This is a genomic window from Flavobacterium ginsenosidimutans (assembly GCF_003254625.1).
In the GTDB taxonomy this organism is placed as follows: Bacteria; Bacteroidota; Bacteroidia; order Flavobacteriales; family Flavobacteriaceae; genus Flavobacterium; species Flavobacterium ginsenosidimutans.
The window spans coordinates 377,296-391,679 of sequence record NZ_QJRJ01000080.1 but is presented as its reverse complement, the minus strand read 5'-3'; the positions used below and the strand labels follow the sequence as shown (position 1 = coordinate 391,679).

Sequence of the window (14,384 nt, the reverse complement as noted above, 5' to 3'; positions counted from 1 at the left end):
ACGAGAGACTTTTTCCTTTGGTTTATTTTTTAATATTCATCCTCATTCCAAAGATAATCTTCGTCTGTTGGATAATCAGGCCAAATTTCTTCCATTGATTCATATATCTCGCCTTCATCTTCGATTGATTGAAGGTTTTCTACTACCTCTAATGGAGCACCTGCTCTAATAGCGTAGTCTATAAGTTCATCTTTGTTAGCAGGCCATGGCGCATCACTTAAATAAGATGCTAATTCTAATGTCCAATACATCTGTTATCTGTTTAGTTTGTGCAAAAATAAATTTTTTACTGAAAAAGACAAGTAAATTTTGATTTATTTTAATAAAATTTAAGAACGTCCTTATTAGTAGTTAGTCTTCAGGCGCAATTTGCAGTGTGAAAACTGATGTTTGCTACTAATTACTACACTTTAAAGTATTCAGTTTTTGTGTGAGTTTGCAGTTTGAAAACTGAAAACCGTAACTGTTTACTTACGTGGAATCCATTTCACTTCCTCCGCTTTTAAGTCTGACGACAACTTTCGTGCCAAGACAAAAAGGTAGTCAGAAAGTCGGTTTAAGTATGTAATTGCTATTTCTGGAACGTGTTCATTATGACTTAAATGCACTGCTAAACGCTCCGCTCGACGGCAAATACAGCGTGCTATATGACAATGTGACACGGTTGGGTGGCCACCTGGTAAAACAAAATGAGTCATTGGAGGAAGGCTTTCATCCATTTTATCTATTTCGTTTTCGAGTAATTCAATATCTGAGTCGATTATTCCAAGATTTTCTAAGCGGAGTTTTCCGTTTTTCAAAACTTCTTTCTCTTGTGGAGTTGCCAAAATGGCACCAACCGTAAAAAGACGATCTTGAATTTCGATTAAAATACCTTTATAATGTGAATCGATTTCCTGATCACGAATTAACCCGATATACGAATTTAATTCATCAACAGTTCCATAACTGTCAATTCTTATGTGGTCTTTTGGTACTCGGGTTCCTCCAAAAAGAGCTGTTGTTCCTTTATCGCCTGTTTTGGTATATACTTTCATTTTTTTAAGATGCTAAGGTTCTGAGATGCTAAGATTTTAAGATTTCTCTTTTTGAGTTAAATTTAAAATCTTTCAAGATATTGAGATTTTCCTTTTGCGATTAAACGATTAACCAAATAAACGGTTAAACTATTTGAAATCTAAAATTATTTAGTTGTGTCGCTTTCGATCAAACCATCTCTTAAACGAATAACTCTATGCGCATAAGCTGCAATATCTTCTTCGTGCGTTACTAAAATTACAGTATTTCCTTGAGCGTGAATATCTCCAAAAAGCTTCATAATTTCTACAGAAGTTTTACTGTCTAAGTTTCCTGTAGGTTCATCGGCCAAAATAATAGAAGGTTTGTTGACCAAGGCACGGGCAACAGCAACACGCTGGCGTTGTCCTCCAGAAAGCTGATTCGGCTGGTGATCCATTCTATCAGCAAGATTTACTTGATTTAGAACTTCGGTTGCGCGGGCAATTCTTTCAGATTTTCCATAACCTGCATAAATCATAGGAAGAGCTACATTATCTAAAGCAGTTGTTCTTGGTAAAAGGTTGAAAGTCTGAAAAACGAAACCAATTTCTTTGTTTCTAATTTCGGCTAACTCGTCATCTCGCATTTGGCTGACATCTTTTCCATTTAAAACATAACGACCAGATGTAGGAGTGTCTAAACAGCCTAATAAATTCATCAAAGTAGATTTTCCAGATCCGGAAGGTCCCATTAAAGCAACATATTCGCCTTTTTGTATTTCTAAATCTATTCCTTTTAAAACATAAACGATTTCGTTACCCAGAACAAAATTTCGTCTGATGTCGGTTATTTTAATTAATGGTTCAGCCATTTCTTCTTACAATTTTGGATTTAAAAGTACAAAACACTTTTCAATAAAAATGATAAGTAGTTCAGAATCGGATTTTGTTACAAAAGTTCTTTCAGAAATAAGCATTCAAATAATATATTTTTTAAAGCAAAGAATGTTACATCTTTCTGAAACGATTTTGCATAATTATCATTATTTTTTGTTTTTTATAGTTTTAATATGTTTTTAATTTTTCAAAAGTGATAATAATGTAATTTATTGGCTTAGGTATTTGGTAAATTTGATTATCTATTAATTAAACAATATTATCTAATTAATTAAACAATCAAGATTATGAAAAATATAAAAATAGTTACAGGAATTACATTATTAGTATTAGGATTGACATCGTGTAAAGATGAAAAACAAGAAAAGGCTCAAAAAACAGTAGAAAACTATGTAATCTATGTTGACTCAGTTAAAAATGTGGCCGCTGCCGATTTGAAAGACAATTGGACAAGTGTGGAAGCAGAATATGACAGAAGATCTCAAGAAGCTCAAGCAGCTTTAGCGGATATTAAAGATAATGCGGCCGCAACTGAAAAAGTAAATGCAAGTAAAATTAAATACGAAGAATTTAAAAATGAAATAACCGCCCAATTTACCCCTCCAGCTCCAAGTCCAAAACAGCAATTAAGAGATGCTTTATTTGGTGCAGGAAAAATTGGTGATGATATGAGTTTTAATTGGGTTAATGCTCAAAATATTCATAGCGTTTATCAGCAGTTTGTTCATACTGTAGAAAATAATAAGGACAAATATTCTAGAGAAGACTGGGATGAAATTAAATTAATGTATGAAGCTCTTGACAGCCGTAAAAATACAGTTGAAAAAGAAGGTTTGTCTGCTGAGGATAACAGAAAAATTGCTGGTTTGAAAATCAAGTTTGCGCCAATGTATACTGTAAATAGAATGGGAGCAAAATCTGAAGAAAATAAAGATGCAAAAAAATAAAATTTTAAAATTTTGAATTAGTAAAAAAGACGATCAAATGATCGTCTTTTTTTTATGCTCGAATTATAAAATGCTCTTTTTCTTGTTCTCTTCTAAAGAATACAAATCCCCACTGGAAAGTATCAATCGTAACTTTTACTTGAGGATGATTTTTAATGATTTCCCAAGCTTCTTCCATGTCTTCTGACCAATGAATATCATCGAAAATCCAAACGGAATCATTATCAATTGTTGGCAACAAAAGTTCAAAATAAGCTAAAGTTGCTTTTTTTGAATGATTGCCGTCAAAATAAATTAGGTTGTAATTTGTAGCTTGAATGTTCTCAGAAATTAAAAAAGATTCAAATTCAGAAATTACATTTTCAACATTATTACAATCAAATTCTGCCAAATAATTTTGAGCAACATTTGCAGTATTTGGACAGCCTTCGATTGTAACTACTTTTGCTTTCGTCCCGAGGCTTCGGGATCCTAAAGCCAACGCAGAAGTTGCCAAACCTAGCGATGTTCCAATTTCAAGAATATTTTTTGGCTGAAAATAATTGGTAACTCGAAATAATAATTCTGCTCGTTTTGGCGAAATTCCAGCTGTTTGTGCAATTTTAGAAATCTGTCTTTTATTGGATTTGAAAACTTTAGAACCTGCTCCAAAATCGGTTACTTCAATGAAATTTTTATTCTCTAAAAGTGATTTTCTGTACTTTTTTAGAATTGCATATTCTGGCTTTGCTTTCTTATCATAAAAACATTTTGTCAATAAATTAAAAACAAACGGCGAATGAACGGCGTGTTCGTTTTTAGAATTCCAAAGAAATTTTAGATAAGATTTTATTTGAAAAAGCATCTAGAAATATTAGTTTACTTTAATCAGTTTTACGTCGAAAATAAGTACAGAACCTCCGGGTATTGTCATATAATCATAACTGCCGTAACCTAAGCGTGCAGGTATTAATAGTACTCCAGATCCGCCTTCTTTAAAATAAGGAATACCTTCTGTCCATCCTTTAATTACTTGGTTTAAACCAAATGAAATTCCAGCGTCTTTACTTTGATCAAAAATTTTTCCGCTTGTAAAATAACCTTTATAAGCAACAGTTACATTCGAAGTTGCTGTTGGTTGAGCACCTTCACCTGGTTCATTAATAATGTAATAAAGACCAGAATCGGTTCTTGTTGCAGTTAAATTGTTTTTAGTTAAATAATCTTTAATTTCTTGTTCATTTTGTTCGGTGTAATCTTTTGGCGGTTCAGAATTATCTTTTTCTACACCTGTACAAGAAGCAAATAATGCTAAAGTAAATAATACGGTTAATAATTTTTTCATGTGGTATTTAATTTTTTTAAGGGCGTAAATATATGGAAATTAGTTTTTAGTCGCAGTCGCAGTCGCAGTCACAGTTTTCAGTTTTGTTGGATCGTATATTTTTATTTTCTAATTACATCCAAATTTATTCGGATTGTTAATCATATAATTTATCAGTTTTCCAATTTCAAGACTTTTAATATTTAACTTGTCAAAAGTCTCTTTGCTAATATATTCGCATTTTAATGAAAATTCAAGCCATGTGTTTGTTTCTGAATTTTCAGCATCGCTATCAGTCAATTTGCTAATAAAGTGATTTGTATATCTTCTTTTTCGATAAGATTCTGCAATATTTGCTGCAACACTTCTCGATGATCGTCGTATTTGATCTGTTAGCGAATATCTTTCTTCTTTAGGAAAAGCTTTTGACAATTCGAAAATTTCCATCGCAAGTTCAAATGATTTCTTATATGCCAATAATTCTTTATAATCCATTATCTAATTTTTTTCAAAATTAATAAAATTAAAGAATTTTCTTTCAAAAAAAAACAAAACTGAAAACTGCGACTGAGACTGAAAACTTAAAATCTATCCTTCAAGTTTTGCAGAAAGCTCAAACCAGCGTTCTTCTTTTGCGTCGATTTTATTGATTATATTTTGAAGTTCGTTTGCTTTTTTCTCAATATCAGCATCAGCAACTTTTCCATCTGAGAATAATTGTTCGATTTTAGCTTTTTCAGCTTCAAGATCTTTAATTTCTCTTTCGATTTTTTGATATTCTTTTTGTTCGTTAAAGCTTAAATTTCCAGTTGGATTATTTTGTTTCCACTCTTTCTTTTCAGCTTTGTTTTCTTCTTTTTGAGCAACATCAGCGCTGTCTTCGTAAGCTCTGAAATCAGAATAGTTTCCAGGGAAATTTTCGATCTCGCCTTGTCCTCTAAAAACAAATAAATAATCGACAATTTTATCCATAAAATAACGGTCGTGCGAAACTACCAATAAACATCCAGGATAATCCAATAGGAAACTTTCCAGAACGTTCAAAGTCACAATATCCAAATCGTTTGTAGGCTCATCGAGAATCAAAAAGTTTGGATTCTGAATTAAAACAGTACACAAGTATAAACGCTTTAATTCTCCACCGCTTAATTTCTCAACATAATCATATTGTTTTTTAGCATCAAAAAGAAAACGCTCCAATAATTGGGAAGCCGAAATAATTTTCCCTTTTGTCAACGGAATATATTCTCCGTACTCTTTTATGATATCAATAACACGCTGACCCGGTTTTGGATTAATTCCAGACTGTGTATAATATCCAATTTTTATAGTATCTCCTTTAACAACGCGTCCGCTGTCTGGCGGAAGTGTTCCTGTCAAAAGATTTAAGAAAGTCGATTTTCCAGTTCCGTTTTTACCGATAATTCCGATTCTTTCTCCACGTTGAAAATCAAAACTGAAATTGTCTAGAATAACACGGTCTTTAAATTTTTTAGAAAGTTTGTGAAGCTCAATGATTTTGCTTCCCATTCTTTCCATATTAATTTCAAGCTCAACTTTATTTTCTTTTCGTCGGCTTTGTGCTTTTTCTTTAATAACGTAAAAGTCGTCTTGACGAGATTTAGACTTGGTTGTTCTCGCTTTTGGCTGGCGGCGCATCCATTCTAATTCTTTTACAAACAAGTTTTTTGCTTTGTCAATACTTGCATTTTCAGAAGTGATTCTTTCTTCTTTTTTCTCTAAATAGTAAGAATAATTTCCTTTGTATTGGTATAGTTTTCCGTTGTCTAATTCGATAATTTCATTGCAAACGCGTTCCAAAAAGAAACGGTCGTGCGTTACCATAAACAGAGTGATATTTTCTTTAGCAAAATAACTTTCAAGCCATTCAATCATTTCAAGATCTAAGTGGTTTGTTGGCTCATCTAGAATCAATAAATCTGGACGATTGATTAGAATTATTGCTAACGAAAGACGTTTTTTCTGTCCCCCAGAAAGATTTTTAACTTTAAGCTTAAAATCTTCTAGTTTTAATTTGAATAAAATCTGTTTGTATTGCGTTTCAAAATCCCAGGCATTATGCTGATCCATTGCATCAAAAGCTTTTTGATAAGCTTCTTCGTCAGAAGGATTTTCTAAAGCTTTTTCATAAGCTTCAATAACTTTAAGCGTTTCATTATCAGAAGCGAAAATACTTTCCTCAATCGTAAGTTCATCTTGAAGATTATTGTCTTGCGAAAGAAACGCCATTCGGATTCCTTTTCTTAAAACAACTTGACCAGTATCTGGTTCTTCCAAACCATTAATAATGCTCATAATGGTTGTTTTTCCAGAACCATTTTTTGCAATAAAAGCGATTTTTTGATCTTTATTAATTCCAAAAGAAATGTTGTCAAAAAGGACTCTTTCGCCAAATGACTTTGATATATTCTCGACTGACAAATAATTCATTCTGTTAAATATTTTGTTTTATAAATATAAGTCTCTAATTAGGAGTCTAATATTTAATTTAATAGCTTTTTGTAAAGCTGCAAAGATATCTTTTTGTTTAAAGAATAAAGAGCGCTTTTAAATTTATCTTCTAAATGTTTTAATAACGCCTATTAGATATGCAAACAAAATCTGTAAAACAGGAGACCAATCTTAAATTTCATTCCAGTTTTTATCAAAATTTCAAATACAAAAAAGGCTGTCTGGCAAAGACAACCTTTAATGACTAATAAAATAAAAAAAATGTATTCTAAAGCTATTGTTTGCCTGATTGCTCAGGGCTCATAATAACTTCTACACTACTGGAACTATCCACAATATGTTTGCTCAACTGCTGAATAGTTTTTTGGTTAATCTTTAATAGTAGATTGCTGTATTCATCATCTGATGAAAATGGAATCTGGTTTAGGCAGTAATTGTATATTGTGGAAGCCCAGAAAGTGTTTGTTTTAAGAGATTCTTCTCTGTTTTTAAGAAGCGCCTTTTTTATATCTTCAAGATCATTTGCATTTGCAGGTTTAGATTTTAAATCATTTATTTCTTTCCAGACAATCTGCATTAATTTTTCTTGTTTATCAGGATTACAGTCAAAAGTAAGCGCAAGGCTGAAGGATGGTTTTGGAATGATTTCCAGATTTCCGCCAACGTTTACGCCGTAGCTTCCGCCTTCTTCTTCTCTAATTGTCTGAAGGAAACGTTTCGAAAGCAATTCGCCAATGATGTATATTCCCATTGCATTTTCTTTACTGTATTCTATTTTTCCTGTAAGATTTAGATAAATTGTGCTTTTTACAACTTCCATCGGACGTTTGAAATGCACAACTGTTTTTCCTTTTTTTGGACCAATATTCTGATCTGCAAAAGTTTCTTTTACGGCAGGATTAGATTTTAAATTACCGATGTATTTCTGAATCAATTCTAGAGCACCATCAGGAATATTACCAACAAAAACAAAAGTAAAATCCGAAGCATTTTTAATTCGGTCTCTGTAAATGTCTTCTGCTTTTTTCAAATCAATGGTTTCTAAAAATTTTTCATCAAAAATAAAAGTCCTCGGATTATGATTAGAATTGGCTAAGGCAATAGAATCTTTAAATGTATTTCCATTATCTTTCTTTATAGTTTCTAAACGATTTTTATACTGTTCTTTTAAGATGTTAAAAATGTTTGGATCAAAACGAGGAGCTTCAAAAGAAAGGTACATCAGTTGCAGCATGGTTTCGAAATCGGCTTTGTTAGAACTTCCTTGAAAACCTTGTGTGTTCTCGCCAATAAACGGAGCAGATTGCGCTACTTTTCCAGTCAGTTTTTCTTTTAAAGCAATATTATCAAAATTGCCTAAACCAGACGATCTTGCAATTGTTGTAGCAATTTCGGCAGAAGCCAAATCTTCGGTTTTAATTAAGGATTTACCACCTTTAGAAAATGCTGTCATCACAACTTGATCTTGCGAGTAGGTTGTTGGCAATACAATTACGTTAGCACCATTTTCTAAAGTATAGCCTTTTGCTGCTATAATTCCTGGTACTTCAAATGTCTTTTTGATTGCAGCAGATTTTAATTCTTTTGCAATTAAAGGTTCATTATTCTCTTTTTTAGTATAAGGTTCTAAAGTCTTGTTTTCGACTTTTTTCATTACCTGAACTACAGCATCTTTATTGGGAAAATTTACTTTATCTTCATCAGAACCCGTTACCAAAACGACTTGATTGGTTGGTTTTTGAATGGTTTTGATATAAGTATTAATTTCTTCTAAAGTAATGCTTTTGATGATGCCAACAATCAATTTGTAATCATCTTCTACAGAAAGAAATGGTTTAGCTTTCAGGAAATAATTCGTCAGTTTATCTGCCCAAGAGTCGTTGTCAACTTTATCTTTATTACTTAAAAAATCATCGTAAGAACTTATAAAAAGTTTTTTAGTTCTGTCCAATTCTGTTTGTGCAATTCCAAAACGTTTTAAGCGTTCGGCTTCAGTGTAAGCGTCTTCAAAGGCTTCTAGTGTTTTTCCTTTTTTGGCTACAGCCGAAATATTAAAAGAAGTATTTAATCTCGAAATCGGCTCAAAATACGTTTTTAGACCTAAAGCCGAACTCTGGTTTTTTAAAATCAATTCTTTGAAACGATTGTTTAGAATGCTGGTGTAAAATGAATTCATCACGTTTTTACGACTCAAAATACTGTCTTTTACCAAAGGCTCATCTAAAACATATTGCAATGTAATATTGGTTGATGAGGCTTCTTTATCAGAGGCAGTTCCGAAATACAATTCATCATGTTTCGGAATTTCAGAATAGGTGCGTGCGGCAGCTTTTTTGGCTAAAGGAATTCCGGAAAAAATAGCTTTTACCTTTTCTTCCATTACTTTTACATCAATGTCTCCCACAATAATTACAGCTTGCAAATCGGGTCTGTACCATTTTTTGTAATAGTTTCTCAATTCAGGATATTTGAAGTTATTGATGATGTTTAAATCACCAATAACGTCTCTTTTACTGTATTTTGAACCTTTATACAAAACCTGATCCGTCTGCATTTTTAAACGGAAACCACTTGTACGGCGAGTTCTCCATTCTTCTCTGATTACACCTCTTTCGGCATCAATTTCTTCATTGGTTAAAGAAAGAGAACCAGACCAATCGTGTAAAACCCAAAGCGTAGAATCGATTAGTTTTTCGTTTGTTACAGGAACAGTACTGATATTGTAAACCGTTTCATCTTGAGCGGTATAAGCATTAATGTCTTTTCCGAAACTTACACCATTTTTCTCTAACATTTTAATGATTCCTTTTCCTTTAAAATGCTCAGTTCCGTTAAACGCCATATGTTCCAGAAAATGCGCCAATCCGTTTTGGCTGCCATCTTCTAAAATAGCGCCGACATTTTGAACGAAATAAAAACTGGCTCTGTCTTTCGGTTCTTCGTTATGCAGAATATAATACGTTAGACCGTTTTTTAATTTTCCGGTCGTAACGTTTTTATCCAGCGGAATTGTGGTTTTAAACTGCGAAAATGCGCCTTGAAAAGACAAGGCCATAATAGCAATAATGATATTTTTTTTAGTATTCATTTTTTTGAATTTTATCTTCTATTTCTTCGAATAAGTATAAAAGCTCCGCTTAGTATGATCAACAATGGAAAGATTCCGATAAACAAGATTTTGTCGATGAAAACTTGATTTGAAGTAATCGTGATTTTTTTGTCGGTTTTTTGAGGACGAGTAGTATCAATTGGGAATTGATAATTGCTGAACCAGCTGAAGATATCAGTTACAAATTGAAAAGTTCCAGATCCGCCACGACTTAATTCGGCATTGCCCATAAAATCAGCATCTCCCGCAACAATTATTTTTTGCGTTTTACCATTAATGTTTCTGGTTAACGCAGCCACCAACGGAATTTCTTTTAAAGAAGGCTGTTTCTTTAAATCTTCTGAAATGGAAGTAATTCCTGTCTGAGATTCCCAAACCGGTTGGTTATTAGTTTTTAAAAGAGGCGTAATTTTAAATCCGGTCTCTTTTGTCGTTGTAATACCGCTGCTTCCTAAAAATGGAATTGGGTTATTGATTTTACTCAATTTGATTACAGTAGAATCAACTTTTTTTTGAAGTTCAGTTACTAAGAAATCAGGAGAATTCGTTTCACTTTCTTGAACTAAAGTTTGTTTTGTAAATCCGATTCCAAGTTTATCTGTAATCGCAGCTAAAGCCGAATTCGTTTCTGGTTCTGCCAAAAGCATTAAGTTTTTTCCCTGATCGATATATTTTGTAATACGGTCAACAGCGCCTTGACTTAGTTGCGTTTTAGGATCTGCAATGATTAGAATATCAGTTTCAGAAGGAACATTCTGTGCATTGATATCAACAGAAGCAACATCAAATCCCTGATTGATTAACGAGTTTCTGAATGTTATTTCGTTAAATCCAGTTTTATAATTTTTATCTCCATTTTTTTCAATACTGCGTTCCATATTTCCAGTTGCAAATACAATTTTTACAGGATTGGAAACTAAGCGTTTTAATGAAGCTGAGATTTCTTTTTCAAATGGTACTTTAAATAAGTCATCAAACATTCTCAAGAAAGTCTTTTTTCCGTTGTATTCAACTGTTCTGACCACTCTGTTTTGTTCAGGTCCTAAATCGATAATTTTTTTGATCTCTGTAGGAGCATATAATTTTTTAAGTTTCATATCCTGCGACTCTACCATTTTTTCGGCAAGCTGTTTGTCGTTTAATCCTGGATTTTGAGCATATAAAGCTTCATTTGTTGAAGTGTCGTAATAATAAATATACTCCATTTCTATTTGAGGCAAAAAGCGGGTATATTTTGCAAAACTCGCTATGTCAGAATTCTGAGAGTAAGGCATTGCCATATAATAATTAATATCCAATAAGTTAACATAAGTCGTTATCTTAACAGGTCCTTCTATCTTATCAACGACATCTAAACTGCTTTTGGTTAATGTATTGTCTTTATTTCGTGTCATATCGTGATAAAAAGTAAGCGGTGCTCTAGAAGTGATATAACCAAGAGATAAGACAGCAGCTATTAATAAAGTATATTTTAAAACTCTTTTCGATACGGTTTGTGCATCTCTTCCTGTCTGAAGTTTATAAATACTCAACACAATAAAAAGACTGCTTACTAAAACAAAGTAAAAGACATCTTTGCTGATAATTAATCCTTCAAGCATTTCGTTGGCACGTCCAGCGATCGAAAGGAAATAGGTAATATCTTTTACAATTTCGACATCCTGCCAAAGTTTTCCAATAAAATTTAGACCTGCCAAAACTACTAAAGTACTAATGGCTGCTACAACCTGATAAGAAGTCAGACAAGACATAAAAAGCCCGATTGCAGCGTAAGTGCAAACTAATAAATACAAACCAATTAGTCCAGATATGGCAAACTTAAGATCTAAATTTTCTATAGAAAAATATGCAATAGCAACCTGCAGGCCTAAAATTGCTATGAACAGAAGGCAGTAAGCAGCAATGGCTAAATATTTACCTAATACAATGTCTTTAATTCTAATTGGTGAAGAAAGCAAAAGCTTAATCGAACCACTGTTAATTTCACGACTCACTAATCCCATTGTTAAAAGTGGCACATATAAGTAGAGATAATTTTGCATTTCGGTATATAAACCGCTGAAGCCTGAAAAAACAATTTGCGATAAATTGTCCATGCTTTGCCCGATTTTTTGAGCTTTTTCGAAACGTTCGATAGTGCCAAAGAATTTCCAGCTTGACTGGATTGAAAATATTACTAAAACAACCCATGCAACAGGCGAGTAAAACATAGTGTTGAGCTCTGTTTTAGCAATTCTATATATTGTTTTCATTTGTTTATTTTTATTTAAGAAAGAATAGCGTTTTTAGATGGGGCTTTTTTAGATAATTGTGCGAAGATTTCATCTAATGAAACTTTTTCAAATTGAATTTCGCGCAGTTTCCAGTTGTTGTAAACGCTTAATGAGATAATTTTTTCTGCAACTTCTTGTGTTCCGCTGAAAGTAATCTGTACTTTTTTGGGAGTTAGGAAAACGGCTTCTGTGATTTCTGGAATTTCTTTAAAGGCCTCAGCAGCTGGCGGATTTTCAAAGCTTGCCGTTAGTTTATCGGCTTCGATATAGTTGTTGAAAGCTTCAAGCGTGTCAGAAAAAACCATATGTCCATTTTCAATCATTCTGATATCCTGGCAGGTTGCCTGAACTTCAGAAAGAATGTGTGACGAAAATATTACGGCTTTATCCAATGCTATTTTCTTAATTAAATTTCGAACTTCCAGAATCTGATTCGGATCCAATCCGTTTGTAGGCTCATCCAGAACTACCAATTTTGGTTCGTGAATAATAGCTTGTGCAATCCCCACACGCTGTCTGTAACCTCCTGATAAATTTTTGATTAATCGGTGGCTGAAATGTGAAATTCCGCATTTTTCTTTTGCCTTTTCTACGGCGTTTCTTAGATTTTCTTTTGGCACTAATCTTAATTGTGCACAGTGAATTAGATATTCATCTACTGTCAAATCCAAGTGAAGAGGTGGCGTCTGCGGTAAAAAGCCAATTAGTTTTTTGGCTTCGACTGGGTTTTCTTTCAGATTAATTCCGTCAATATATATGTTTCCTTTGGTTTGATTTAAAACGCCACAAAGAATATTCATTGTAGTAGATTTTCCAGCTCCGTTAGATCCTAAAAGGCCTAAAATTCTATTTTCTTTTATTTCAAAACTGATATTTTGTATTGCCCAATCCTTACTGTATTGATGCGACAAGTCCTCAACTCTTACAATTGTTGTTGTTTCCATAGTGTTTTTTAAAATCGCAGGAATGAGTTTTACACATTCATTCCTGCGTTACTTTTAATATTTAGTATCCTGAATTTTGGGTTAAGAAGGGATTAGAACGAATAGCAGTTTCTGGGATAGGAAAAAGGCTGTCTGTAGATGACCATATTTTTCCTGTTGTAGCTCCTAGAACTTGATCTATTGTACCGCTTCTTTTAAGATCGAACCATCTGTGGCCAAATTCTCCAAATAATTCGCGTTCTCTTTCTAGCGAAATTAAAGCGGCTAATTGCGTTGGATCGGTTAATGTAGTTGAAGGTAATAATGCTCTGTTGCGAATTACATTTATATCTTGCTGCGCGCCAGTTATATCATTTGATTTTAGTCTCGCTTCAGCTCTTATTAAATAAAGCTCTGCCAATCTAAGAACCGTAGAACGCTCAACTGGACTTGAAACATAAGAGTTTTTATATTTTCTTGGCGCTAAAAATGATGTGCCGTCGCTTGCGGCAACACTTATAGTCCAGTTTGTTTTTCTGGCATCTCCGGTTTCAAACAATGTATTTCCTTTTCTAAGCATGTATGTTCCAGCGGTTGTATAGACTGCTGCACCTTCATAAGTATAAGCAGTTGTAAAATAAGGAATTTGTAGAATTGCCTCATTATTATCGGCAATAAAAGGACTATTTGTAGAAGTTAGATCTGTAATGATTTTATAAGTTGCTGTCTGACCGATTACAGAAGTGGCATAAGCTGAAGCATCACTCCATTTTCCTAAATAAAGATTTACTCTTGCTAGTAATGCCTCTGCAGCCCATTTGGTAGCTCTAATTCTTTGAGAATTATAATTAGAATAATCTACAGGAAGATCAGCTGCGGCTGCAGTCAAATCAAGTACGATTTGATTGTAAACTTCAGTTTGGCTTGTACGTGGCGCTAAAGCAGACTGATCAACATTTGTTGTCAGTACCAAAGGAACATCGCCCCAAATGTTTGTCAAATAGAAATAACAGTACGCTCTTAAAAATTTTGCCTCGGCAATCCAGCGTGGTGTTTGGGTTGGCGTTAACGTTTTGCTTGCGCCGATTCCTTCTATAACACTGTTTGCATTATAAATAGTTTTATAAAACTCAGTCCACATGGAGCCAGTAGTTCCATCATTTTCAGGGATTTCATTTGTAGTGTAAACGTTTTCCAATTGCGTTTTAAGGATAAGCTCGTCTGAAGTTTCTCCAAAAACATAATGCAATGATCCATAAAAAGTACCTGTAACCATACTTTGATAGATTCCGTTTACAGCAGCTTCTGCAGTAGGATCGGAAGCATAAATGGTAACAGAAGATAACTCATTGCTTGGAAGATCAACCTCAAGCATTTGATCGCAGCTCGTTAATCCAAGTAAAAGAAAAAACGAAAATATATAGGTGTATTTTATTGAAGTATTTTTCATGTCATTTTAGAT

At 33.3% G+C, this 14,384-nt stretch carries 12 protein-coding genes; 1 reads left to right on the top strand and 11 read right to left on the bottom strand.

Annotated elements, in window-relative coordinates; all coding sequences use genetic code 11:
* Window positions 1-29: 29 nt before the first annotated feature.
* The 3 genes from DM444_RS17970 to DM444_RS17960 form a co-directional block, all read right to left on the bottom strand.
* Entirely contained in the window at window positions 30-251 is a 222-nt protein-coding gene (locus DM444_RS17970) for a DUF2795 domain-containing protein (protein ID WP_007138072.1), read from the bottom strand.
* A gap of 216 nt (window positions 252-467) precedes the next feature.
* A complete protein-coding gene (locus DM444_RS17965) occupies window positions 468-1,037 on the bottom strand; it encodes a cob(I)yrinic acid a,c-diamide adenosyltransferase (protein ID WP_111289143.1) in 570 nt (189 codons plus the stop codon).
* Window positions 1,038-1,183: 146 nt separating this feature from the next.
* The gene (locus tag DM444_RS17960) at window positions 1,184-1,870 is read right to left on the bottom strand and encodes an ABC transporter ATP-binding protein (protein WP_111289141.1); all 687 of its coding nucleotides are present in this window, start codon (window positions 1,868-1,870) and stop codon (window positions 1,184-1,186) included.
* Window positions 1,871-2,182: 312 nt separating this feature from the next.
* Here DM444_RS17960 and DM444_RS17955 point away from each other — a divergent pair, with 312 nt between their 5' ends.
* Entirely contained in the window at window positions 2,183-2,842 is a 660-nt protein-coding gene (locus DM444_RS17955; protein WP_111289139.1) for a DUF6565 domain-containing protein, read from the top strand.
* A gap of 52 nt (window positions 2,843-2,894) precedes the next feature.
* Here the strand turns inward: DM444_RS17955 and DM444_RS17950 are convergent, their stop codons facing one another.
* The 8 genes from DM444_RS17950 to DM444_RS17915 form a co-directional block, all read right to left on the bottom strand.
* The gene (locus DM444_RS17950) at window positions 2,895-3,686 is read right to left on the bottom strand and encodes an O-methyltransferase (RefSeq protein ID WP_111289137.1); all 792 of its coding nucleotides are present in this window, start codon (window positions 3,684-3,686) and stop codon (window positions 2,895-2,897) included.
* 9 nt (window positions 3,687-3,695) lie between these two features.
* Window positions 3,696-4,166, bottom strand: coding sequence for an FKBP-type peptidyl-prolyl cis-trans isomerase (locus tag DM444_RS17945; RefSeq protein WP_111289135.1), 471 nt, complete (start codon window positions 4,164-4,166; stop codon window positions 3,696-3,698).
* A gap of 108 nt (window positions 4,167-4,274) precedes the next feature.
* The gene (locus DM444_RS17940) at window positions 4,275-4,640 is read right to left on the bottom strand and encodes a four helix bundle protein (protein WP_111289133.1); all 366 of its coding nucleotides are present in this window, start codon (window positions 4,638-4,640) and stop codon (window positions 4,275-4,277) included.
* Between the two features lie 93 nt (window positions 4,641-4,733).
* The gene (locus DM444_RS17935; protein WP_111289131.1) at window positions 4,734-6,596 is read right to left on the bottom strand and encodes an ABC-F family ATP-binding cassette domain-containing protein; all 1,863 of its coding nucleotides are present in this window, start codon (window positions 6,594-6,596) and stop codon (window positions 4,734-4,736) included.
* A 295-nt stretch (window positions 6,597-6,891) separates the two neighbouring features.
* Entirely contained in the window at window positions 6,892-9,705 is a 2,814-nt protein-coding gene (locus DM444_RS17930) for a M16 family metallopeptidase (RefSeq protein WP_111289129.1), read from the bottom strand.
* Window positions 9,706-9,716: 11 nt separating this feature from the next.
* The gene (locus DM444_RS17925; protein WP_111289127.1) at window positions 9,717-11,978 is read right to left on the bottom strand and encodes a Gldg family protein; all 2,262 of its coding nucleotides are present in this window, start codon (window positions 11,976-11,978) and stop codon (window positions 9,717-9,719) included.
* Window positions 11,979-11,992: 14 nt separating this feature from the next.
* A complete protein-coding gene (locus DM444_RS17920) occupies window positions 11,993-12,943 on the bottom strand; it encodes an ABC transporter ATP-binding protein (RefSeq protein ID WP_111289125.1) in 951 nt (316 codons plus the stop codon).
* Between the two features lie 61 nt (window positions 12,944-13,004).
* Window positions 13,005-14,372, bottom strand: a complete 1,368-nt coding sequence (locus DM444_RS17915; protein WP_111289123.1) for a RagB/SusD family nutrient uptake outer membrane protein — start codon at window positions 14,370-14,372, stop codon at window positions 13,005-13,007.
* Window positions 14,373-14,384 lie beyond the last annotated feature (12 nt).